The sequence below is a fragment of the Maledivibacter halophilus genome, from assembly GCF_900167445.1.
In the GTDB taxonomy this organism is placed as follows: domain Bacteria; phylum Bacillota; class Clostridia; order Peptostreptococcales; family Caminicellaceae; genus Maledivibacter; species Maledivibacter halophilus.
In genome coordinates this window covers 591,556-616,057 of sequence record NZ_FUZT01000001.1, presented here as the reverse complement: position 1 = coordinate 616,057, position 24,502 = coordinate 591,556, and the positions used below count along the sequence as shown (strand labels likewise).

General features: G+C 30.9%; 20 protein-coding genes. 6 read left to right on the top strand and 14 right to left on the bottom strand.

The annotated features are described in order from the left end of the window. Positions 1-19: 19 nt before the first annotated feature. The 13 genes from B5X81_RS02805 to B5X81_RS02750 all read right to left on the bottom strand — a co-directional run bounded on the left by B5X81_RS02805 (position 20) and on the right by B5X81_RS02750 (position 16,762). Positions 20-787, bottom strand: a complete 768-nt coding sequence (locus B5X81_RS02805) for a LamB/YcsF family protein (protein WP_079489198.1) — start codon at positions 785-787, stop codon at positions 20-22. Between the two features lie 57 nt (positions 788-844). Then, positions 845-1,636 carry a putative hydro-lyase gene (locus B5X81_RS02800; protein ID WP_079489581.1) on the bottom strand — a complete coding sequence of 264 codons (792 nt, stop codon included), beginning with the start codon at positions 1,634-1,636 and terminating at the stop codon, positions 845-847. A gap of 78 nt (positions 1,637-1,714) precedes the next feature. Next, positions 1,715-2,953, bottom strand: a complete 1,239-nt coding sequence (locus tag B5X81_RS02795; protein WP_079489197.1) for an Nramp family divalent metal transporter — start codon at positions 2,951-2,953, stop codon at positions 1,715-1,717. Positions 2,954-3,121: 168 nt separating this feature from the next. Then, positions 3,122-4,504, bottom strand: coding sequence for a sigma-54-dependent transcriptional regulator (locus B5X81_RS02790; RefSeq protein ID WP_079489195.1), 1,383 nt, complete (start codon positions 4,502-4,504; stop codon positions 3,122-3,124). Beyond that, on the bottom strand, positions 4,479-6,266 hold the full coding sequence (locus B5X81_RS02785; protein ID WP_079489194.1) for a sensor histidine kinase: 1,788 nt from the start codon (positions 6,264-6,266) through the stop codon (positions 4,479-4,481). Before B5X81_RS02785 ends, B5X81_RS02790 begins: the two co-directional genes overlap by 26 nt. 151 nt (positions 6,267-6,417) lie before the next feature. Next, complete coding sequence (locus B5X81_RS02780; RefSeq protein ID WP_079489192.1) at positions 6,418-7,881, bottom strand: sodium:solute symporter family protein; 1,464 nt, start codon at positions 7,879-7,881, stop codon at positions 6,418-6,420. A 4-nt stretch (positions 7,882-7,885) separates the two neighbouring features. Further along, positions 7,886-8,014: a hypothetical protein gene (locus B5X81_RS28320; RefSeq protein ID WP_280175241.1), complete on the bottom strand. Its 129-nt coding sequence runs from the start codon at positions 8,012-8,014 to the stop codon at positions 7,886-7,888. Positions 8,015-8,241: 227 nt separating this feature from the next. Continuing rightward, positions 8,242-9,405: a pyridoxal phosphate-dependent aminotransferase gene (locus tag B5X81_RS02775; RefSeq protein ID WP_079489191.1), complete on the bottom strand. Its 1,164-nt coding sequence runs from the start codon at positions 9,403-9,405 to the stop codon at positions 8,242-8,244. Between the two features lie 159 nt (positions 9,406-9,564). Beyond that, positions 9,565-10,935 (bottom strand): YjiH family protein, encoded by a 1,371-nt coding sequence (locus B5X81_RS02770; protein ID WP_079489189.1) that lies wholly within the window; start codon positions 10,933-10,935, stop codon positions 9,565-9,567. Between the two features lie 144 nt (positions 10,936-11,079). Continuing rightward, complete coding sequence (locus tag B5X81_RS02765) at positions 11,080-12,165, bottom strand: iron-containing alcohol dehydrogenase family protein (protein WP_079489188.1); 1,086 nt, start codon at positions 12,163-12,165, stop codon at positions 11,080-11,082. A gap of 571 nt (positions 12,166-12,736) precedes the next feature. Then, positions 12,737-14,392 carry a Na+/H+ antiporter NhaC family protein gene (locus B5X81_RS02760; RefSeq protein WP_079489186.1) on the bottom strand — a complete coding sequence of 552 codons (1,656 nt, stop codon included), beginning with the start codon at positions 14,390-14,392 and terminating at the stop codon, positions 12,737-12,739. 159 nt (positions 14,393-14,551) lie between these two features. Continuing rightward, on the bottom strand, positions 14,552-15,397 hold the full coding sequence (locus tag B5X81_RS02755) for a DNA-binding domain-containing protein (protein ID WP_079489185.1): 846 nt from the start codon (positions 15,395-15,397) through the stop codon (positions 14,552-14,554). A 66-nt stretch (positions 15,398-15,463) separates the two neighbouring features. Continuing rightward, complete coding sequence (locus B5X81_RS02750; RefSeq protein WP_079489183.1) at positions 15,464-16,762, bottom strand: sensor histidine kinase; 1,299 nt, start codon at positions 16,760-16,762, stop codon at positions 15,464-15,466. A gap of 259 nt (positions 16,763-17,021) precedes the next feature. On the opposite strand from B5X81_RS02750, the gene B5X81_RS02745 reads away from it, so the two are divergent. From B5X81_RS02745 to B5X81_RS02730, 4 genes are all read left to right on the top strand, one after another. Further along, on the top strand, positions 17,022-17,600 hold the full coding sequence (locus B5X81_RS02745; RefSeq protein WP_079489182.1) for a CD3072 family TudS-related putative desulfidase: 579 nt from the start codon (positions 17,022-17,024) through the stop codon (positions 17,598-17,600). Beyond that, positions 17,587-18,417 carry a substrate-binding periplasmic protein gene (locus B5X81_RS02740; protein ID WP_079489180.1) on the top strand — a complete coding sequence of 277 codons (831 nt, stop codon included), beginning with the start codon at positions 17,587-17,589 and terminating at the stop codon, positions 18,415-18,417. The genes B5X81_RS02745 and B5X81_RS02740 overlap by 14 nt, the downstream gene beginning before the upstream one ends. A gap of 155 nt (positions 18,418-18,572) precedes the next feature. Continuing rightward, a complete protein-coding gene (locus tag B5X81_RS02735; protein WP_244281979.1) occupies positions 18,573-19,235 on the top strand; it encodes an amino acid ABC transporter permease in 663 nt (220 codons plus the stop codon). Between the two features lie 29 nt (positions 19,236-19,264). After that, positions 19,265-19,993, top strand: coding sequence for an amino acid ABC transporter ATP-binding protein (locus B5X81_RS02730; RefSeq protein WP_170917269.1), 729 nt, complete (start codon positions 19,265-19,267; stop codon positions 19,991-19,993). A gap of 813 nt (positions 19,994-20,806) precedes the next feature. Here B5X81_RS02730 and B5X81_RS02720 read toward each other — a convergent pair. Further along, positions 20,807-21,706, bottom strand: coding sequence for a LysR family transcriptional regulator (locus B5X81_RS02720; protein ID WP_079489176.1), 900 nt, complete (start codon positions 21,704-21,706; stop codon positions 20,807-20,809). 255 nt (positions 21,707-21,961) lie between these two features. Between B5X81_RS02720 and B5X81_RS02715 the strand changes: the two genes are divergently transcribed. Both B5X81_RS02715 and B5X81_RS02710 read left to right on the top strand, forming a co-directional pair. Further along, on the top strand, positions 21,962-23,149 hold the full coding sequence (locus B5X81_RS02715) for a dicarboxylate/amino acid:cation symporter (RefSeq protein ID WP_244281991.1): 1,188 nt from the start codon (positions 21,962-21,964) through the stop codon (positions 23,147-23,149). Positions 23,150-23,179: 30 nt separating this feature from the next. Beyond that, positions 23,180-24,472 carry an aminotransferase class V-fold PLP-dependent enzyme gene (locus tag B5X81_RS02710; RefSeq protein ID WP_079489173.1) on the top strand — a complete coding sequence of 431 codons (1,293 nt, stop codon included), beginning with the start codon at positions 23,180-23,182 and terminating at the stop codon, positions 24,470-24,472. Positions 24,473-24,502 lie beyond the last annotated feature (30 nt).

Here is a 24,502-nt window from a genome sequence, read left to right as displayed (position 1 = left end):
ATAACTTACTATAAAATTATTATTTACTACTCTTTAATGATTTTAGCATTACACCATTTTCTGAAAGCTTTTCTCTTAATGTCTTTGTAAATTCTAAAGCCATTTCATTATCCCCATGTACACAGATACTATTTGCAACTATTTCTATCTTCGATCCATTTACAGATTCAACTGTTCCATTTTTCACCATGTCCAGAACACGATTTACACAAAGCTCTGTATCATGTATTACTGCACCTTTTATTTTTCTAGATACCAGTGTTCCATCATTATTGTAGGCCCTGTCAGCAAAAACTTCATTTGCCACCTTAAGACCTACATCCTTTCCAGCTCTTGTCAGCTCGGAATTTGATAGCCCCATGAAGATCAAATCTTTATCTACATCATATACGGCCTTTGCTAGGGTTTTAGCAAGCTCATAATCCTTTGCTGCAGTATTATAAAGGGCCCCGTGGGGTTTGACATGTTGAAGTCTTCCACCGCAGCTTTCTACAAAGGTTTTTAAAGCTCCTATTTGATAAATCATATATGATCTTGCTTCCTCCAGACTTATATTCATATTTCTTCTTCCAAATCCCATTAAATCCGGATAACCGGGATGAGCACCTATGGCAACGCCCTTTTCAACAGCCATTTTAACTGTTCTTTCCATTACTACAGGATCTCCCCCGTGAAATCCACATGCTATATTTACTGAGGTTACATAGTCCAGCACTTTTTCATCGTTTCCAATAATATAATTTCCAAAGCTTTCTCCAAGATCACTGTTTAAATCTACACTAAACACAATATCACCTTCCAAATTTTTTTGTTTTCAAATCCAAAATTTCGAAGTTTTTCTATTCTACAACTCAGATAACTGATTATTTTTCACATCAGTTATAAACATATATCCAGGTGCATGGGTAATCATAATTTCCGGCTTAACATTCATTGCAACTGCTTGGGGTGTAACGCCACAAGCCCAAAATATCGGTACTTCATTTTCTTTTATTTCCACTGGATCTCCAAAATCAGGATTATATATATCCTCTATACCTATTAAACTTGGATTCCCTATATGGACAGGTGCTCCATGTACCTTAGGATATTTTGATGTTATCTGAATAGTCTTTACTATATTATCTACATGTATAGGTCTCATACTAACCACCATAGGACCAGAAAATACTCCTGCAGTCTTACACTGAATATTGGTCTTATACATTGCTACATTACTTTTATTCTCAATATGTCTTATATGAATTCCTTCATCAAGAAGGGCTGATTCAAAGGTAAAGCTACATCCCAATACAAATGAAACAAAATCTTCTCTCCAATAGTCTTTAATATTTAAATACTCTCCCTCAAGCTCACCTTTCTTGTATATCCTATATTTAGGAATATCAGTGGTTATATCTGAATTCTCAGCAATAGTTTTTAATTCTTTTTCTCCAACATCTGTAACTTCTAATATTGGACATGGCTTTGGATTTCTGTGGGCAAATAATAGAAAATCGTAAGCTAAACTTTTGGGTAAAATAACTAAATTCCCTTGAGCATATCCCCTGCAAAGTCCAGCTGTAGGCCTTTTATACTTTTCCTCTCTAATTTTCTGCCTAACTTTAAAAGGCTCTTCAAATGCCAAATCAACCATATTTTTATCCCCTTTCCAAACAATATAAACTATATAACTGGAGGCTAAAACCTCCAGCATATAAAACATCAAAACATCTTACATAATTCCCAAAACTTTCAATATACTTCTAAGCCCTAAACCAATAGCAACCAATACAACAATTCCTCCCAATATATTAACTTTACTACTGTTAACATATTCTCCAAGTCTTTTTTTATTATTCATTACATAGAGCAGAAAGATCGCAACTATTGGCAGTAATACACCATTTGCCGCCTGGGCAAATATAATTGCTGAAAGTGGCTTTAAGCCTATTGCAGAAAAAACAATACCTATAATTAATACTATCATCCAAACAGATCGAAATTTACTGTCATTTAAATCCTTTTTCCATCCCAGAGCTCCTGATGTAGCATAGGCTGCTGCCAGTGGCGCTGTTATTGATGAAGACAATCCAGCTGAGAATAATCCAAATGCAAAGAAATATTTAGCCCATGGTCCCAATAAAGGCTCAAGCTGCTTTGCCATGTCTCCTGCACTTTCTATTCCTATACCTGCTGTAAAAAATGTAGCTGAGGCAGTAATAATAATTGATAATGTAATTAGTCCACCAAGGATTATTGAAATTAAAATATCTGATCTTGACTCTCCTAGCCCTGAAGCATCCTTCCATCTTTCCTGTACCGCCGATGAATGAAGAAACAAATTATAAGGTACCACTGTAGTTCCAATAAGTGCCATAACAATAAATACTGATCCCTTTGGTACAGAAGGTATAAACATCCCCGATAAAATCTGACCCCAGTCAGGTCTTACTACGATTGCTGTGGTTATAAATACCAAGCTCATAAGTACAACTAATCCAACAAGTACCTTTTCAATTAATTTATAGCTGCCTGTAAATAATAGAATAAATGCGCCAATTCCCATAATAGGGCCCCAAACATTCATTGATACACCAGTAACTGCTTCCAGTCCCAGTGCTCCACCCAAAATATTTCCAGTTTCATAGGCTGCACAACCAATACCTATAGCTGAAATAACTAGAAAAATACTTATATACTTCATTAAAGGATTCTCAAACTGCTCCCTTAAAGCCTCTCCAAGGCCCATTCTAGTAACTATCCCTAATCTAGCAGACATTTCCTGTAGTATAATTGTTGCAAACACAGAAAACACCATAGCCCATAACAATGAATAACCATATCCAGCTCCTGCCAGTGAAGCTGTTGTAACTGTTCCTGGTCCTATAAATGCAGCTGTTACAATGGCAGCAGGCCCCATGGTTTTTGCTTTTGCCATGAAGCTTTTCTTTTTTGCATTAGTTAATTCCATATTATACCTCCTATTATATAATATTTTTCACTAATATATATCGCAATTAATATGCCAAACAAATTTTTGTTTATTTTGAATTGTTCGAAGATTCTTTAAGAGGTATAATGTGCGATAATGAACACCAAAACGGAGCGATTCCGCAATATATGTGCGAATTCGCTCCCGTTATTCAAAATATTTTTCTATTCTTCTCTTTAATGCAAACCTACTAATACCTAATAGTTGTGAAGCCTTAGAATAATTTCCATCGGTTTTATCCAATGCCATGGTAATATATTTTTTTTCAATTCTTTGAACTTCATCTTCTAAACAAAATCCCTCATTGAAAATATCCTGTTTTGGGCTCCAGCTCTCTAATACTGTATCACTAGTTTTATTGTGATTTTGAACCACAGCTGGTAAATGAAGTAAATCAATATACTCTACATCATGTAGAATAACTATTCTCTCTACAACATTTTTTAATTCCCTAACATTTCCTGGCCAACTGTAGCTTAATAATCTCTCCTTTACCTTACTTTCAAATCCTTTAATGGATTTATTGAATTTTTTATTATATTTAGACAAAAAATATTCTGCAAGTAATAGAATATCTCTTCCTCTGTCTCTAAGAGCTGGCAGCTTTATAGGAATAACATTTAACCTATAGTACAAATCCTCTCTAAACTTCTTTTTCTTTATGGCTTCTTCAAGATTTTTATTAGTTGCAGCTATTATTCTAATATCCACATCTATATCCTGAAGTCCTCCTACTCTCTTTAATTTACGTTCCTCTAAAAATCTAAGAAGTTTTGTCTGCATATCCATAGGAATTTCACCTAGTTCATCCAAGAAAACTGTTCCTCCATCTGCAATTTCAAAAAGACCCTTTTTCCTAGCGGCAGCTCCTGTAAAAGCATTTTTTTCATACCCAAAGAGTTCACTTTCGACAAGATCCTTTGGTATGGCCCCACAATTTATTTTTACTATAGGTCCATCTCTTCTTGTGCTTTTATTATGTATTGCTTCTGCCACTAATTCTTTTCCAGTTCCAGTTTCCCCTGTAATTAGTACCGTAACATTATCATTTTTTGACAGTATATCGATTTTTGAAAGCACTTCCTTCATTGAAGAACTGTTTCCAATCATAGCACTACCTGTATATTCTTTTTCTTTTTCTAATAAATAAATTTTCTTTTTCATCTTTAAATTATCAAAGGCTTTGGATATAATAATATCTATCTCTCCAAGATCAAAGGGCTTTTTAATATAATCAAAGGCACCATTTTTCATTGCTAAAACAGCTGTTTCAACGTTTCCATATGCAGTCATAATTACAACCTCTGCATCATTATCAATATTTTTAATTGTTTTTAAAACCTCAAGACCATTTTCATTGCCTAATCTCATATCTAAAAATATAACATGGGGTTTAAAATCATCAGCTTTTCTTATTCCACTCTTTCCATTTAAAGCATAATCTACTTTATATCCTAAATCCTTCAATCCTTCAGATAAAGATAAACATATGGTCTTTTCATCATCAATTATTAATATTCTTTTCTTCACTTAGTTCACCACCAAAAATAGGAAATTTGATAATAAATTTAGTTCCTTTACCGACAACACTTTGAACCTCAATTTCACCGTTATTTTCAATTACCAGCTTATGAACAACTGATAATCCCAGACCAGTACCTTGGGGATCTGTAGTAAAAAAGGGATTAAATATCTTATCTATATTCTCCTGTTTAATGCCACAACCATTATCATGAAATATAATCCTTAGAAAATTAATTTTCTCCCTTATAGTAGTATTTATAGTTATATTTAAAACTCCTTTTATATTCATTGCATTTACAGCATTTCTAATTATATTTATAAACACCTGCTCTATTTGAGCCTTATCAACAAATATGGAAATATTATGAGTTTCTACATGAATATTTGTCTTAATATCCTTTTCATTAATATCCTTTTTTGTAAGCTCTAATGACTTATTTAGTATTTCTAATATGTTTGTCATTTCATATTTAGGTTGATGGGGCTTTGCAAAATCCAAAAGCTCCGTTATTAGATTATTTAATCTATCGATCTCATATAATGTACCGTTAAACAAATTGAGGTTTGATTTATCATTTTGCTTACATAATCTTGACTTTAAAACTTGAATGCTCATCTTCATACCAGCAAGAGGATTCCGTATTTCATGGGCTAATCCAGCAGCCAGCTGTCCAACTGAAGTCAATCTGTTTATCCTTTCGATATTATTTTCAATTCTTTTTCTCTTTGTGATATCACTAAAACTGCAAATTGCTCCATTAATTTTCTTATTCTTATTTCTAAGTAGAGATGTAGTAACATCAAAATACAATTTATTACCATCCTCCATTTTATTTAATACTAAAATTTCATTTTTACTTTCTTCATTAAATAATGTTTCTGTTAACTGATCCATGATTTTTTTCCTAAAGGCTTCCCTTTGCTCCCTTGAATTTGTACTATATTTTAAAAGTCTTTCTCCAGCTTGATTTATGGATAGAATCCTTCCTTTCTTATCCATTGTCATTATTCCTATAGAAATACTCCTCAAAATATCTTCATTAAATTTTTTCATTTCTAGAAGCTTTTTTGTATTTTTTTCTAGCTTTCTCACCATATTATTAAATGCATCAGCCAATATTCCTATTTCATCTTCCCTATCTATATTTATTTTTTCCTTTAAGTTTCCCTTTCCTATTTTATTACATATTTCAGCTAGCTTTTTTATGGGCCTAGACAAATTATGAGATATAAAAATAGTGGCCTGCATTGAAAAAACTAAGAATATAATTGCAATTAGAATAGTATTCTTTTGAAATTCCACTAGTTCATTTGTAAAAATATTTTTATATAACCCATATCCTATTTTCCAATTCCATTTATCATAAGTTTTATAGATAAATAACACATCGTCATTAATATAAGTTTCCTTTTTAGATTTAATTGCTTTATTAAAAAGAGATTTAGCAAAGGCTTCATTGTCATCAAGATTATTTAGAATAACTTCATTATTTTGAAGAATAATTATACCAGCTTTATTAAGATCAATAAAGTAATTAATAGCCTTGTCTTTAGCCAGGTCAATTAATATATCATTTTTTCGGGCATCTTCATTTATTTTATCAATTAACAACATGTCTTCATGTAAGTTGTTTTCAACCTCTTTAATTTTGTTGTTTAAAAGTAATTGATACCCGTTCCAGTATGAAACTATACCTATTATTAAAATTGGTAATATAATTAAAATCATAAACGGTATAAGTATTTTGTTCTCTATGTCCCATTTCATTATTGACCACCTTTTTCTACTTGATATATATAACTCCAAAATTTATATTACTCTAAAATCTGTTGTATTCATAGATATACACTGACAAAGCTTGATCTATAGTTTAGAGGCTACTTCCTTCTTTAAATTTTATTTGCCTATATCTATAACTTTAATTTGTTTCATTATAAGTTATCTTACCAACTACAAAAAATAATATGCCTGCCACAACTACAGCTGGTAATACCGGATGTATAAAGCTATCTGAAATTTTAAATAAAATATTAATTAAAGAGAAAATTATTATAGTTATAAGACCTCCAATAAAAGAAGCAAAGGCAGCCTTTTTGGTAGCCTTTTTCCAATATAGTCCTCCATATAAGGGAAGTAAAAAGGTGACAGAAAATATGGCCCAAACATAACTCCCATAAATTAACAAACTCTTAGGAGGATTTATAGATAGAATTAATGAAATAGTTCCAGCTAAAAAAATAAACAATCTATTTATATTTAATAGCTTTTCCTGACTTATATCTGGATTAAATAAATTTTTATAAATATCATAGCTAAAACCACTTGCTAATATGAGAAGCTGTGAATTTGCTGAAGATATGGCTGCTGCCGTTATACTTATTAATATAAAGCCACTTAGAGGCGAATATATTACATTATCAATTATATAGGGAAATATCTCATCAACAGATTGTACACTTTTAACCGAAGGCTCTAAAACTCTAGCACCTATACCTATTATCAATATGCCAATGTATATAACAGCTAATATTAAAACTGAAAAAGATATCATCCTTACAGCAGTTCTTTTATCCTTTGCCGAAGATACTCTTATGGCATATTGTGGATTTGTTGCAAGACCTAATCCCCAGGCCAAGCAAACTGTAAAAATCATTATTGGCCTTTGAAGTCCATTACAAAAGGGATCCAGAAGACCTCCTTCCTTAATAATATAGGGAAAATCTGGAAAGGGTCTTGAGGATATTAGGGCTGCTTTTTGATTTATTGCTACAAAGCCTCCAACTTCCTTTAATATAATAGAAGCTGCAACTATTGTTCCAATAAAAAATAATATAGAGTTCAGTCCATCGGTTTTTGCGATGGAAAACAACCCTCCAAAGGTTGTATATATTACAAATAAGTATACTAGAAAAATTGATAATGTATAATTGATATCTAAAAGCTCTGACATAACAATGCCAAAACCTCTAATTTGAATAATAATATAAAGTATGTAACAAATTATAATTATTAATCCCCCTAGTGCTTGAAGAATTTTACTATTATATCGGATTCTAAAATACTCTGGAATAGTCAGTATATCATAATCCTTTAACTTCACTGCCATAAATATCAAGGCTACAGCTCCTAAAAACCATCCTACAACTGAATATAAAATAACTGAATATCCATATGCATATAACATACCAGTCAGTCCTTGCATGGAAGCAGCACTAAACCAAGTGGCAGTAAAAGTAAAAATACTTGCAATTAGCCCAAGACTATTTCCTGCAACGTAAAAGTCCCTTAAATCTTTAGTCCTTTTAAACCCACCCTTTCCAAACCATAAAAGTACAAAAGTATAAAATGCAAAGTATATCAAATAAACCATACTTTTATTCATTTTATTAAATCACCTTCTTATGCTTAAAAATAAATGCCACTATTAATGGTGCCAATGTAGAAACAATAAATGGTCCACCTACTATAATCCATGTTCTAAATGGTAATCCTAATAACAAACTTTCATTATCCATTTTTACCTCCTATAAATACATATTAACATTTCTTAATAATTTCTTCACTTTATATTATTTCCCCTCTAAATATTTAAAATCATTAAAAAAATCCTTTTTAGTAGATATTTTATCTACTAAAAAGGATAAACAGATTTTATTGACATACATCTATATAGATAACAAACTCTAAAGCATTACAAATTTCAAATATTTATTATACTATTTGAAACTTATTAAACCTTAAATTAGTTTTGAAAAATGTCCATTTTTTCTATTCTATCGAAGGCTTCCTTTAACTGCCTTAACCCCACTGTAACTGCGATTCTTATATATCCTTCTCCCGAAGCTCCAAATGCATTTCCCGGCAATACCAATACATGGGCATCACGAAGAATCCTATCAGCAACCTCCATTGAAGTTAAACCCGTCTTTTTAATATTAACAAATAGATATAAACTGCCCCTAGGAGGTAAAACAGACATATTGGGAATGCATTTAATTCTTTCATATGCGTAGAAAGTTCTTTTTTTATATTCTTCTACCATAGGAGGCTGTACTTCATCCCTCATTCTTATGGCGTGTAATGCCGCTCTTTGAGAAATAGATGGGGCTGTAAAAACATTATTTTCATTTACATCCTTCATAGTCTTTATTATATAAGATGGGGCTAATACATAGCCTATACGCCATCCTGTCATACAATAATCCTTTGAAAAACTACTTATTGTTATTGTCCTTTCCCTCATCCCTTTTAGTGTTGTAATTGGAATAAAAGGGCTGGCATAGCTAAATGCAGTATATATATCATCTGCAATAACAATAATATCATTCTCTATAGCAACCTCAGCTATAGCCTCCAAAGTCTCTCGACTAAAGCATGTGCCTGTTGGATTATTTGGTGTATTTATAATTATGGCTTTAGTTCTATTGGTAATGAGCTTTTTTAATCTTTCCGTATCTACCTGAAATTCATCTTCTTCATAGGTTTCTAGAACAACCGCTTTACCCCTTGTTAATTTAATTTGTTGAGGATAAGGGGTGAAGTAGGGTTCATGTATTATCACTTCATCTCCATCATCTAGTATAGACTCCAAAACAAGCCACATGGCATGACATCCACTTGTAGTTATCATACACTCTTCTATTTTTACACCATAATCATATTCATTTCTATAATACTTACATATTTCTTCTCTTAGCTCTAATTCACCTAAAAAGTCTGTATAATGTGTATGTCCTCTTTTAGCATCTTCAAAGGCTGCATTTATAATTCTCTCGTCAGTTGTTAAATCAGGATCTCCCAAACTAAAATTAATCAGATCCTCATATTTCCTTGTCAAATCTCCACTTTCTCCCATAGGAGTGGAAATATCATTCCAATATCGTTTTGATACAAATCTATGCTTCATATTTAAGCCTCCTCTTTTGGTACAATATTAACAAAGCAAGTATATCGGAACGTCATTTCATTCGTATTTCATCTTTTTACATTCCAATCAAAGCATATGCTCCCCTATAAGGATTATGCTTTTATCCCTTAGGAATTTAAAATTTACAATATATTCGTATTATTTTACAAATATATTAGCCATAAGTACAATTATAGGTAAAACAATAATGGTTTTTTCTACGAAAATTATTATTAAATCCTTAAATTTTACTGGTATATCTGAAGTTATAATTAATGTTCCTACTTCAGTCATATATATTATTTGAACTAAGGATAGTACCCCTATAATGAATCTTGTTTTGACCGATGCTATATTTGCAGCTAAAATTGCAGGAATAAACATATCTGCAAATCCAGCAATTGTTGCTGGAGCAGCCTCAAATGCTTCTGGTACTCCTAAGATTTTCAAATAATATCCAAAGGGTAAAGACAACCAATCAAATATAGGAGTATAAGTGGCTATGATTAAAGACACAGTTCCCCAGGCCATTACCAATGGCGTAAGAGAGAAAATAATACTTAAAAAAGTTTCTGCTCCACGATATATAAGCTTACCTAAACTATCTGCTTTTTGAGCTCTTTGAACTGCAAGCTGCAAGGCCCATTTTGATTTTTTCATACCTTTAGGTTCAACTTCATTAATTTGTTTTCCACTATCTGGATGATAGGTGTCTGGAATTTTATTCAGTGGCCATATTCTTGCCATTATAGCAACACTAAAAATACCTGCAACTAATATTGTAAGATAGAATTGTAAAAACAATGCATCTACCTTTAGTAAAGCTGCAACCACTAAACAAAATGGAAGAGATACTGCTGAAAAACATGTTGCTATTATTGCTGCTTCCCTTCCTGTATAATATCCATTATCGTACTGCATACTGGTAAGTACTACTCCAACATTACAATTTCCTATCCATGATGTTATCAAATCTATAGCAGAACGCCCAGGTAATTTAAACAGTGGTTTTACAAAGCCTCTTAAAATAGTTCCAGTATAATCCATGCCTCCAAAATCTATTAACAATGGTAACAAAAATGAAGCCGCAAAAAACCAAGAAACTAAAGTAGAAACTAAAGACATCATAGTTCCACCTGTATCACCTGAGTAAATAAATTCTGCACCCCATTTATTTAAAACTAATACAGCAATTATTGCACCTAAAATTCTAAATACTAGATAAAAATTATTTGTTACAAAAAGCTTTTTCAAAAGATTATTCTCAATTATAAATTTTGGCTTAAATAAAGATGTTATTGTTGATATGGTTGCTGATATTACTATTATTGTTGTTACAAAAAGTGGTGAATATGGTTTTGATACATTTGCTAACCACTCAGATATAACTCCTACTGGCGTACTAATTGCTCCATTGTATGGAATTGGTAATAAAAATAGTGCTATCCCAATGAGCGATGGGATTAAAAATTTTAATATATTTTTACTATTTATTTTAACTTTTTCATCTTTATACACTTTAACATTCATGTTTTTTCAAGGACACCAATATTAATGATGATTAAAATCACTTCTTTTTAGCGCCCTCAAGTCCCTCCTTTGTAGTTTAATAATTATACAATGTTATTTATGATCATAATGCAACTATATTATAATCTCAAACAGTTTTTAAAATTACATTTTTCCATTTAATTTTTCTAGCTTTTGAATACCTTCAAATACCATATCCTTGGTTACTTCATATGGTAAATATTCCATATCGGGACCTATTACTGTATTTTCAAGAACTTTATTTAAATATTTTCTATCATTCTTTACTTCTATATCTTCTAGAGATGTTGGAAGTTTTATTTTTTTATAAAAATCATACAGTTTCTTTAACTCTTCCTCTTGATTATCTATGGCCAATTGAACCAATACTCCATATGCAACAACTTCACCATGCAAATGATTTTTTTCTATATGATCTAATATAGTAAGTCCATAAAATATTGAATGGGCAAGAGCCCCATTATATTTATCTTCAACCAACATAGAAACTAAACCGGTACTGACAACATTATTTAGAATAACCTGTTCAATTTCAAAGGAGCTTATACTTTTTTCACAGTCTCCTAAGGCTTTTTCTGCATATTGAAACATAGGTTTCACACACATAGCACTAATTTCTCTACCTAGTCCAGAGCTATGATCCAAAACATCACCTCGAGAGGCCAATGTACACTCATAATATTTTGCTATTGTATCACCTATACCAGCCCACAAATATTTGACAGGGGCTCTTGCTATTATTTCGCTATCCATAAATATATGAACAGGTGGCTTTTTAAGAAAATAAAATGAGTTGAATTCTCCATTTTCATTATAAACTACTGATAAACTGGTAGTTGCTGCACAAGTGGCTGCAATAGTTGGAACAGTAAATACCGGAATATCTATTTTATCAGCTGCTCCCTTGGCAGTATCAATGGCTTTTCCTCCACCAACTCCAATTATCATATGAACTTTATTCTCTCTAGCCTTTTTGGCAACTAAATTCATATTATCATAAGTACATTCTCCACCATACCATATATAATCAACAATTTCTAAATTACTGTCTTTAATTGAATTTTCAATTTTAGGGCTAGCTTTTTGTAATGCAGTTTTACCTCCTACTATTAAAATTCTATTTCCATAATTTGTACATACCCCTACCAAATCTTGCAAAGAATCTTCTCCAATTGTATAATTAGGAAATGTAACTGTAAGTTTACCCATATTAACCACCTTTTTATTTTTTCTAATTTAAACTTTTGCCATTATAGCGATTTTTAATCTTATAAATCATAAAAACACCAAACCATCTAAAATTTTTTGATACATAAAATAACTTATAAATTTTGCTTCACTATATTATACAACTTTAATGCATAAATATAAAGTTTATTCTAGCTAAAACTTAGAGAATTTGTAGAAAGTTATTTTGCTTTTTTCTATGATCCTTTCATTATGAAAGCCTCTTCCCCTTTAGAACCCTATGTTTTATCCTTTTGAAAACATAAATTCACATAGTTATGGATTTCAAAATTTAAAATTTAATATTTCTTAATATGAAATGTATGAATATTCATGAAACATTTATTATCTCTTAGATTTTTAAATATAATCACTATTTTGGGAAAACTCTGAAGCATTGTTTCGAATTGTTTATAAATACAAAAAAATGAGCAAGAAAAACAATTGTTTTTCTTACTCATTTATCACCCTTCCCTCTATTTATAAGAGTGGCATAAAAAGATTCTTAGTGATTTCATTAGTATATTAAAATTTACTATTTTATATCTATAATTTAAGCTGTAGTATTCTTTTCTATATCCTTCATAAACTCAGGGTCTTCTACTTCCTTTCCAAAGAATTTAATTACAATAAATGCTAATACTAGTCCAGCCGATAATGAAATTAATGGGTTTATTCCTAAAACTGCAGCAGGTATATAGCCAACAATCATAGCTATAACAGCCACCGTAATCGCATAAACTATTTGGGTTTTTACATGATCAATATGATCAGATGCCGATGCCATAGAGCTCATAATAGTAGTATCTGATATTGGTGAACAATGATCTCCAAATACAGCCCCTGTAAAAACAGCTCCTATTGTTGCATATAAAATTGTTCCCGTATCTCCTCCACTCAATTCATATATAAGGGGAACCGCTATAGGCATTAAAATTGCTGTAGTTCCCCAGGATGTCCCTGTTGAAAAGGCAATAATACATCCAAGAATAAATACTCCCATAGGTACAATACCTGCAGGAACCTTTCCTTCCAATATTTTAACTAGGAAATTTGCAGTGCCTAAGTCTTTACATATACTCCCTATAGCCCAGGCCAACACCAATACCATAATTGCAATTACCAATGCCTTAGCACCATCAACCCATGCCTCCATAGCTTCTTTAAAATTTAATATTCTTTGGGAAAGCACTAATATGAAAGCCACTATTGAGCCAGAAAATGCTGCCCACATCATTGCCACCGAAGCATTTGCACTACCTAATACTTGCCTCAATACATAGGGAGAAAGAGGAGATGCTTTAACAGCTTCAATTAATTCTCTATCATTTCCTGCTAATATTGCTCCTCGACCATTTATATACAATCCTAAAATCACCATAACTATAACAGTTAATACTGGAATAATTGCATTGTAAGCTCTTAGTGGAATATTTTCCTTTATTTCCATTTCAGTAAGTTCTTTAGAAGCAAGGGGAATAGCACCATCTTCGATAAGCTTTCCAGTTTTCCTTGCCCTCCTTTCTGCCTTTAACATTGGGCCATAATCCCTTCCTGTTGCAGCTATCATTAAAACAAAGCATAGCATAATTATACTGTAAAATCTAAAGGGAATAGATTGTATAAAAGCTCCATATGCATTTACTTCTAGCCCAATCTGATTAAAAGCATCCTTTAATAGTCCCACTTCATAAGCTGTCCATGTGGCTATAAATGCCATACTAGCTACTGGTGCTGCAGTTGAATCAGTTAAAAAAGCAAGTTTTTCTCTTGAAATACGGCGCTCATCGGTTAAGGGTCTCATGGTAGTTCCAACTAATAATGTATTAGAATAATCATCGAAAAATATTGCAAGGCCCATGGCCCATGTGGCTACCATAGCCCCCTTTGCCGATTTAGCTTTTTTCCCTAGCCACTGGGCTATAGCCTTAGCTCCACCAGATTTTGCCACTAGTCCAATCATTCCTCCAAGGGCAATATCAAAGACTATAATTCCTGCATTCCATTCATTTGCAATGGAGCCAGCAATATATTTCTGAATTGTACTGGCAAAGCCTGTGAAAACGTTACCCCCACTGATAATAGTGGCACCTACAAAAATTGCTAAAAACAAAGATGGTAATACTTGTTTCGTCTTAAAAGCAAGAATAATGGCTACCAAAGGTGGTATTATTGACCAAATACCATAATGTTCAACTAAATTCTCCATAAAATAAAACTCCTCCTTAATCTTTAATACTATTATTTTAAGGAAGAGTTTCAAAAAAAATCATAGAGATTCAAAATAATTCAGTTTTATTTTTCAATTATTCGAATATTCTATCTTGGGATTATGTGGTATGTAAATAATGTAGAATTCCTAAAAAGGCTACGTGGATTTACTTTGCACAAGTATATTTTCAATAAATTTAACAACATTTACTTTTCCACCAGAATTTCTTTTACCTCTTATATAGTCCATTTCAGCCTTTACATTTTCAAAGTCAAATAAAGAGTTAGAATATTTTACAAAGCACTCATTCATATAGTCTTCAATCCCTGTATTTGCGATATTTTTAATTCCCTTTATTATAGCCCTGCGAATTCTTTGCTTCATAATTTTTGGATTTTCTCCAAGGCTTGAACAAATTTTATTTATATCATAGATTATGTATCTGTTATTTTCATTTTTAATCATATATTCACAAATTTTAACTATATCATAGGAACCTTTTTCACCTAGTATTCCAATATTACTTAAAATATATTTTATTTTACTTATTTGTTTTTCCCTTTGTAATGTATTAATTTTTCTAGGTACTGAGTTTATATCAAGCATGCCTTTGATATTTGAAATAGTCCTAGCCATTTTAATTTTCTCCGATACCGATTTGATTACCTTTTCTACCTCAATAATATTAATAGGTTTTGTTATGAAAAATTCTACCCCAGAAGTATATGATTCAGCAATCATTTCCTTATCAGATACCTGTGAAATAATAATAAAATAAATTTCTGGATTAGATTTACGGATTTCCTTTGTTACACTAGCTCCATCCTTGCTTGGCATTAAATAATCTATTAAAACTATATCTGGCTTTATTTCAAATATTTCTTTTAAAGCAGTATCTCCATCATATGAATAGCCCACAACAATTCCCAGCTGTCTGTCTTCAATGATATCTTCAAGTATTTTTACAATATTAATATCATCATCAACTATATAAAATTTCACCTTATCCACCCTCTAAACATAATTTCCTTCAACCCTCAAGCAATTTCAGATTATAAAAGAAAATATTTATAGATTGTTTTTATTTATTGTAACTATAAATGTAGTACCACTACCCAAAATTGACTTTACTTCAATAGTTCCATTAAAATATTCATTAACTAAATCCTTTACAAGGGTCAGCCCAATACCTCTGTTTATATCACCGGTTTCTTTATTGAATTTTGTAGAAAATCCAGGATTGAATATATAGTCTATATGATCTTCTTTTATCCCAATTCCATTATCTGTCACATAGATTTTAACCTCCTTATCATCTTCCTCTACAATTAAACTTACAATGGGATTGAAACCTTCTTTACATGCTTCAATTCCATTATTAATTAAATTTCTAAATATAGACATTAAATAGTAATGATTTTTCACAGAAACATCACTTTTAATCCTATATTTAAATTCTACATTTAAATTTTCTTGCTTTAAATATTCCTTTGTATTGATAGCTAATATATTTACCATATCCTTAATACTCATTTTTTCAATATTAAATTTATATGAAAAAACTTCTTCCAATCCCTTTATTACTCTAATATAATCCTTCTTTATCTCATGTACATCCTTAGATAAGTCAAGAATAATATCTTGAAATTCTTTAGGAACATCTTTTTCTGTTGAAAGCCTATATGCCTTAAAGGTTTTTTTCATTATATCTTCAATGTTCTTCATGTTTTTATTCATAAAATAAGCTTCACTTTCAAAAATAGATGTCAAAAGCATGAGTCTTCTATATCTAGCTTCATGCTCTTCCCTTGCTAAAAAGGACTCATATCTTCTGAAAACTATAACTAATATTACAACTATACTACTTCTAACTAAAGCTATAATGAAAAGTCCCTTTATTATATTCCCTTCAAGACCCACTACTTGAGTTCTAAAACTTATTTCCACCATATTAGATAAAAAATCACTGATGAGTACAGCAAGTGCAAACCTTGTCAAATTTTTATTTTTATATTTAGTGTAAAAATAATAAAAAACAATACCATATGTAAAATAAAAAGCAATATCTGGAGATACCAAAGAAAAAGCCTCTTTAAAATCCTTTATTCCAAGAAATATAATAAATGTTCTAAAAAGAGGAGAAGCTATTCCTGTTATTATACATGTCAAAATTGGATTTAAGTTTTGATTCTTATATAAAAGAAGAGGTAATAAAATAACTGAAAATGTTATAATGAAGCCATCAACAAAGAAATTTAAATAAAATTGAGCTGCTATGGAAACTGCAATGGCTATATAAAACATCTTCTTTAACTGGTTCATATCTGCATCACTCTTTCCAAACTGACATGGGATAACTTCTTTCATATTTTACATTATAAGCAACTCTATCATTAATGACTAATAAATACTTATAATTGATAAATTTAACTTCTTTCTATAACGAAACAATCTCGAAATTTGTTCTCCTTCTCCATTTTAACTTTATTATACTAAAAAAACAAAATCATAACAAAAACTATCCCTTACAACTATTTAAAAACTTTATATTAAAATTATTATTATAATTTTTTTCTATTAGATATTCCTATAGGTTTTTTATATAATTACACGTGGGGTGATAGTCTTGGAAAGAAATAAAAAAATTATATTGGTCTCCCACTGCATTCTCAATTCTAACTCTAAGGTTGAAGGGCTAAGCCAATATTCAGGTATTCTTTATGAATTGGTAAATTTAATTGCTCAAAAAGGAATAGGAATTATTCAATTACCATGTCCTGAGCTGATTATGTATGGCATTAAAAGATGGGGACACGTAAAGGAGCAGTTTGATACTCCCTACTTTAGGGAAAAGTCAAGAGAGCTTCTAAAACCAATCATAAGCCAAGTAATTGATTATCAAGAAAATGGCTATAGTATATTAGGAGTTATTGGGATAGACGGCAGTCCAAGCTGTGGTGTCAATAAAACCTGCTCTGCCAATTGGGGAGGTGAATTATCAGGTGATGATAAAATAATATCAAAAATAAACAATATAAAATCTTTAGAGGAACCGGGAATATTTATGGAAGAATTAAAAAAACAATTTGAAGAAAACAAACTGGATATCCCCTTTACAGCAATTGATGAAATAAACATAAACAGCAATATAAATGAAGTAAAAAAACTTTTAAATGAAGGAGAAATAGATAATGAAAAAAATTAAAGTACTTATGTCTTTTATTCTTATTTTATCCCTTGGTTTTTCACTTATGGGATGCAGTCAAAATGAATCCAATACAAATGATACTATCGAAAACAAATCTGAGGAAGAAGCTTCTGTAGATAATTCATGGAAAAGAATTGAAGATAATGGCAAGTTAGTTGTAGGGCTTTGTGCAGCATACCCTCCCTTTGAATCAAGAAATGAAAAAACCGGAGAATTTGAAGGTTTTGATATAGATTTGGCAAAGGCATTAGGTAAAGAGCTTAATGTAGATGTTGAAATCAAAGATGCTGAATGGCAGGCCCTTTTAGGGGGACTAAACAAAGGAGATTTTGATGTATTAATTACTTGTATGTCCAAAAAAGAAGCTGCGGTAGAAAATGTAAACATGAGCGATGTTTATTATCAGCTTAACAATGTGGTTGTTGTGAAAAAGGATGAAGAAAATATAAAAAATCCTGAAGATTTAAAGGATAAAATAGTTGGTGTTCAATTAGGTTCTGGAAGTGAACAAGTAGCCGACAAAATGGAAGGTCTTAAAGAAATAAAAAGATACAATTATAATCCCGAAGCTTTTATTGATCTTGAAAATGATAGAATTGATGGAATAATAGTTGGATACGCATATGCTGTAAACCATTTAAAACAGGGAGATAAATTTAAAATTATTGACAAGCCTGTTGCCTCTGCTGATATAGTTATGGTTATGAAAAACGGTGAAAATAATTTAACAGCAAAATTAAATGAATCCTTAAGCAAGATAAAAGAAAATGGAGAATATGATAAAATTTTGGAAAATTGGCTAACAATTAAATAAAAATTTATGTAATTATTTTAAATAAATATATTTAAAAAGGGTAAACATTTCGTTTGCCCTTTTGTTAAATGAGGAAATTGCATAATCAAAAACTCTAGAGGACTACCATATATATTATACAATTATATCAAATGTTATCACAGGGAGGAATCAAATTGAATTTTCAAGTCATATTGGATAATTTACCTTATATATTATCAGCAGCCTTCATTACCATAAAGGTTACTATTATATCTTTTATACTCTCTTTAATATTATCCTTTATAATTGGGACCTTAAGATCTGAAAAAAACAATATAAAATCTGTTGACTTTATACTTTCATTTTATATAGAAATATTTAGGGGTACACCCCTTTTAATACAATTGTTCTTTATATATTATGGACTTCCTTCAATAGGTATAAATATGTCCAGCTATACTGCTGCTATATTAGGTCTTTCTTTAAATAATGCAGCCTATATGTCTGAAATTATAAGGGCAGGTCTATTGTCGGTGGAAAAAGGTCAGAAGGAAGCTTCCTTTGTATTAGGATACAGCAGGCTGCAAACCCTAATACACATAATCTATCCTCAAGCTATAAGGATTGCTGTACCTCCAATTATGAATTCCTTTTCCACATTGCTTAAAGAAAGCTCCCTTATTTCTGTACTGGCTATAACCGAGCTTACAAGGAGTGGACAGCTTATATATACAAGGACCTACAGGGCCTTTGAAATATACCTGTTTTTAGGTATTCTCTACTTTTCAATGACATATATTGTATCTCTATTGACTAAAAAAATTGAAAAAAATATTAATATAGCATATTCAAAATAGGAGAGTAAAATATTATGAAGGAAAAATATATTTTAGAAATTCAAAATTTAAACAAGTCCTTTGCAAATTTAAAGGTTCTAAAAAATATAGACCTTAGTGTGAAGGATAAAGACATAGTATCAATAATAGGCTCCAGTGGCTCCGGAAAAAGCACCCTTTTAAGATGCATAGCCAAACTTGAAAATATTGATAGTGGTAAAATAATTTTAGAAGATACAGAAATTCAAAATGATAAATCAAATAGAATATTAAGTAAGAAGGTGGGAATGGTATTTCAACAGTTTAATCTCTTCCCCCATTACACTGTTTTAGAAAATATATCTAAACCACTTATTACTGTAAACAAAGCTTCTAAAACAAAGTCCAGGCAAAGAGCCTTAGATTTATTGGAAAAGGTAAAACTTTCCGATAAAAAAAATAATTATCCTCATCAACTTTCAGGGGGACAAAAACAAAGGGTTGCCATTGCAAGGGCTTTAGCTATGGACCCTGAAATAATGTTATTTGATGAACCTACCTCAGCCCTTGATCCTGAATTGTGTGGAGAAGTTTTTCAAACCATAAAGGATTTAGCAAAGGATGGTATGACCATGATAATAGTTACCCATGAAATGAATTTTGCTAAAGAAATTTCCGATAGGGTTGTCTTTATGGATAACGGAATAATAGTAGAAGAAGGTCCATCCGAAAAAATATTTAATACTCCCAAAAATGAGAGGACTAAAAGATTTTTGAAGAGAACTATTTTTAATAATTAGCTTCTAGGGAAAGCTAATTTTCTTTATTTATTTCTCTTCTCTCCTTTCTTCTTATATTTCATTTTTCTTTATATAAACATTTAAAGCATGAAGTGCTTTGTAAGCAACACTATACCCATTCATTGATTTTCCTCCTCTTACTTTTAAGTAACATCTTCCTACATCTTAAATTTTATTTTCTATAGTAATAAAAAATAATAAAATGATAGGGAAAAGAACAATATCGGTAGTATTAAATATGATATATTAAACCTTTTATTCAAAAAATAATTCTTTAATAAAAGAACTACAGATACTATTACAAGACTAATTGCCATAATAACATTAAAATTTCTTTGAGGAATTCCTACTGTATTCTTAAAAAATAATAATAAAATCATAAATATAGCTATAGTCCAAGAAATTATATTTATTGTTTTTTCCTTCATCTCTTCACTCCCTATAGTTTTAATTTGAATACTAAATATGAAGCTTAATTATACAATTCTAAATATTATATGAGGAAATTGCATAATTCTAACTTGGCAAAATTGCATAATATATGTGGTGTATCTTTGTAGATTCTAAGGCTATATATAGTAGATAGTTTTTACTGAAGGTAATTATGCAATTTGCTCACATAATAACATTAATTTCTAAAACTCTATACTTTTCCTTTATTCCAATATTTAACTTTATAATATTATATATCATTATTTCTTTCAATAATATATTTGCAAATAGCTTCTCCTCAAGCTTTTTATCTATATACTTTCATAATACGACATTCTATGCTCCATCTCTTAATAACCCAAAACAATTCCTCCATATTTACTATTCAATTAATTTTTTCATTGTATTGCTTTCAATATATTCATGCAATTTTTCTTCAAAAATTTCTATAGAAGGTAGTGCAGTTTTCTTAGGCATTCTGTGCTTTACTTTATAACATATTCTATTAGGAGCAGGCTTGGACAATTCAGAAATTTTGATATCGATATTTTCTTTAAATAATCTAGCCATAGACATTGGAACAATTGCCCAATAATTTGGTGAATCAAATATAGAAAGCAAAAGAGAAGCTGTATCAACAGTTGACCGATTGATTGTAGCAGGATCCCACCAATAATTATGCCAAATTTTATATTCTGGACCATGGTAAAAATATATTTCATTCTTTGGGTCTAAATCCTTTGGATGAACTGTATCTTGTAATCCTTTTTCTTTAAATGATACTACCACAAATCTTTCATCAAAAAGAGGTTCTATAATTACATTATTATTATTTACAGGCATTAAAACTAATCCAAAATCCAATTCATAATTTTCAACTAATTTTATAATAACTGTGGACCAATGTGAACGCACCTTTATAGTAAGTAGAGAATTATTTTTCATAAGCAATTTGTACAAGGGCGGAAATACACAGGTATTTAAACTATCTGAGCATCCAATTTTAATCTTGAGTCTAAAATCCTTTTCCTTCCATCTAGTTGTTTCTTCCCATAATAGCACCCACTTTTTTGCTAATTCCACAAAATCTTCTCCTTCTAGGGTTAATGTTACTTCTCTCTCTCCTCGATTTCTTTGAATGAGTTTTGTCTCAAGCTCTTTTTCTAATTGCTTTAGTCTATGGCTGATTGTTGATTGAGATAAATATAGTACATTGGCCGTTTTAGATAGACTTTTTGTTTCAACTATTGTTAAAAAGGTTTTGAGATTTTCTAGATTCATAATATCTCCTTTCTTAAATATCGATAATATCGATATTTAATCTTAAAATTTATCATTATTATTATCTTTCTAAATATATTATAATGGATTTATCAGAAAATTGAAACTTAATCAATAGCGCTATTGGAATTTTCAATACTGATATGTTGAAAGGAATTAAATTTTAATATTGTTTAATTATAGTAAATATAGCTATTTTAGAAAACATTATACCAATTACTGTATAAACTTAAGGAGGAGATGAACTTGAAAAAGATGCAGCTCAGTACTAAAGTTTTTATTGGATTTGCTTTGGGAATTCTCTTAGGATTAATCTTTAAAGAAAAAATTCTAATTATAAAGCCTCTAGGTGATTTGTTCTTAAGACTTATTAAGATGATAGTTGTTCCATTAGTATTCTTTTCAATTATAAGCGGAATTACAAGTATGGGTGATATTCAAAAACTCAAAAAAGTAGGAACGAAAACCCTTCTTTACTATATTGTCACTACTGGTATAGCTGGAATAATTGGTATTATTGTTGCAAGAACTTTAAAGCCTGGAACTGGTTTTGTACTAGATCAAGTTGCTAAGGGCAGTGTAGAAATGAAAGCAATACCTAAATTTTCAGAAGTAATTTTAAATATGGTTCCAATAAATCCCTTTGAAGCCCTTGTTAAGGGAGATCTTATGCAAGTTATTATATTTTCAATATTTTTAGGAATAGGTATTACTTTAGCAGGTAAAAAAGCAGAAAAATTCAAAAACATTTTTGATGCAGGCAGTCAAACAATGTATAAAGTAACAAATATAGTTATGGAATTTTCCCCAATCGGTGTTACTGCACTTATTGCATCTTCAGTTGGTGAATATGGACTTAAGATTTTTGGTCCCCTTGGAAAGTTTATTATTGCAGATTATATTGCTATGATTACAGTAATCCTAGTTCTTTATTCACTTATGCTTAAATTCATTGCCAAAGTTAGTATAAAGGATTTTTATAGAATCATGCCAAAAATTTGGGCAGTAACAGCAAGTACCACAAGTAGTTCAGGTACTTTGCCTGTCACAATTAAAGTAGCTGAAGAAGATTTTGGTGTTAAAGAAGAATTGGCCAGTTTTACTTTACCCCTTGGTGCAACAATGAATATGAATGGTGCCGTAGGTTATTTAGCAGTAGCTACAATATTTGTTGCACAAATCTATGGAATTGATATGCCCATTGCTCAACAAGCCATGCTGATACTGATGACAACTATGATTGCAGTAGGAGCACCTGGAATCCCTGGTGGTGGAATTGTTCTAACAGTCATGCTGCTAGGTACAATGGGTTTACCTGCAGATATTATGGGACTTATTGCAGGAATATATAGAATTATTGATATGGGCCACACCTCCCTTAATGTAACCGGAGATGTTGTATCAACATTATGTATTGCCCGTTCAGAAAATATGTTTAAATAAAAAAACAGAATATCAATGGAGGAAAGAGCCATGAATTTAAAGGATATAAAAGGAAAGTTATTTAATGATGAATTAATGGAATCAATTAGAGATAAATTTTATCATCTCAATGTAGATCCATTGACACAAAGGAAAAGGTTATTTTTTGATAATGCAGGAGGAGCACTAAGACTTAAAAGTACAAGTGACGCATTTAAAAAAATCGATGAATTACCAGATTGTCCAGAGCATTCAAATAGTAGTGCCCTTAAGCTATATGAGCTTCAACAGAGGGCCTATGAAGATATAAGAACAATTTTCAATGCCAAATCAGGTAGTATTGTCACTTCACTTACAGCATCAATGGCTATGTTTGAAATGGCAAGGGCTATTATAGAAAATGTTCCCGGAACAAATGTTGTTACAACCGTCCTTGAACATCCATCTGCATATGATTCTGCTGTAATCTATGGTGAAAAAATGGGAAAGGAAATTAGAGTTGCCAAGACTAATCCAGTTACCGGTGGTGTTGATCTTGAATCAATAGTAAAGCTCATTGACAAAGACACATGTGTATTAAGCGTTATATATGCTTCTAATATTTCTGGAGCAATTTTAGATATAGAAGAAATCATAAAGGCTGCAAGAGCCATAAAACCAGATCTTTATATTATCTGCGATGCAGTACAGCATGTACCCCACGGTGTTATTGATTTAGAAAAAACACCTGTTGATGCAATTAACATTGCACCATATAAAATGGGTTGTCCAAGGGGAATTGGATTTGGATATATTTCAGAGCGTGTTGCAAAGCTCCCCCATGATAAACTCATATCTAAAGACCACTCTGTATGGGAGCTGGGAAGCCCAGCTTCAGGTCACTTTGCAGCCATTAGTGCATATGTTGATTATATTTGTTGGATTGGAGCTCAATTTTTAGATGTAGAAGATAGAAGAGAGTTATTTGTTGAAGGCATGAATCGTATAAAAATGCATGAAAGAGCCTTAATGTATAATATGCTAAATGGTACACTAAATTGTAAAGGTCTAAGGGATATCCAAGGAGTTACAGTATATCTAGATTATGAAGACCTTTCAAAAAGAGATTTTATTATGGCAATTGGATTTGATAATATTGATTATAAAAAAGCTGTAAGTCTTTTAGAAGAGGAAGGTGTAATTACCTTTGAAAGGGTAATATCAAGTCCATACTCTTCACGTATGTTAAAATCACTTAAGTTTGATGGCTGTGTAAGGGTATCACCTTTACATTGTCACAATATTGAAGATATTGAAAATTTCCTAAAGATCGTTTTTAATATCTCTAAAAGGTCCATAATATGATTTAATATCCAATCCCTGGTTCTATTGATC

Bases quoted from the DNA above. Each gene is read 5' to 3' on its own strand.
- B5X81_RS02800 (WP_079489581.1), bottom strand. From the start codon at position 1,636: ATGGTTGATTTGGCATTTGAAGAGCCTTTTAAAGTTAGGCAGAAAATT.
- B5X81_RS02795 (WP_079489197.1), bottom strand. From the start codon at position 2,953: ATGGAATTAACTAATGCAAAAAAGAAAAGCTTCATGGCAAAAGCAAAA.
- B5X81_RS02785 (WP_079489194.1), bottom strand. From the start codon at position 6,266: ATGAAATGGGACATAGAGAACAAAATACTTATACCGTTTATGATTTTA.
- B5X81_RS02780 (WP_079489192.1), bottom strand. From the start codon at position 7,881: ATGAATAAAAGTATGGTTTATTTGATATACTTTGCATTTTATACTTTT.
- B5X81_RS28320 (WP_280175241.1), bottom strand. From the start codon at position 8,014: ATGGATAATGAAAGTTTGTTATTAGGATTACCATTTAGAACATGGATT.
- B5X81_RS02775 (WP_079489191.1), bottom strand. From the start codon at position 9,405: ATGAAGCATAGATTTGTATCAAAACGATATTGGAATGATATTTCCACT.
- B5X81_RS02770 (WP_079489189.1), bottom strand. From the start codon at position 10,935: ATGAATGTTAAAGTGTATAAAGATGAAAAAGTTAAAATAAATAGTAAA.
- B5X81_RS02765 (WP_079489188.1), bottom strand. From the start codon at position 12,165: ATGGGTAAACTTACAGTTACATTTCCTAATTATACAATTGGAGAAGAT.
- B5X81_RS02760 (WP_079489186.1), bottom strand. From the start codon at position 14,392: ATGGAGAATTTAGTTGAACATTATGGTATTTGGTCAATAATACCACCT.
- B5X81_RS02750 (WP_079489183.1), bottom strand. From the start codon at position 16,762: ATGAAAGAAGTTATCCCATGTCAGTTTGGAAAGAGTGATGCAGATATG.
- B5X81_RS02740 (WP_079489180.1), top strand. From the start codon at position 17,587: ATGAAAAAAATTAAAGTACTTATGTCTTTTATTCTTATTTTATCCCTT.
- B5X81_RS02720 (WP_079489176.1), bottom strand. From the start codon at position 21,706: ATGAATCTAGAAAATCTCAAAACCTTTTTAACAATAGTTGAAACAAAA.
- B5X81_RS02715 (WP_244281991.1), top strand. From the start codon at position 21,962: ATGCAGCTCAGTACTAAAGTTTTTATTGGATTTGCTTTGGGAATTCTC.
- B5X81_RS02710 (WP_079489173.1), top strand. From the start codon at position 23,180: ATGAATTTAAAGGATATAAAAGGAAAGTTATTTAATGATGAATTAATG.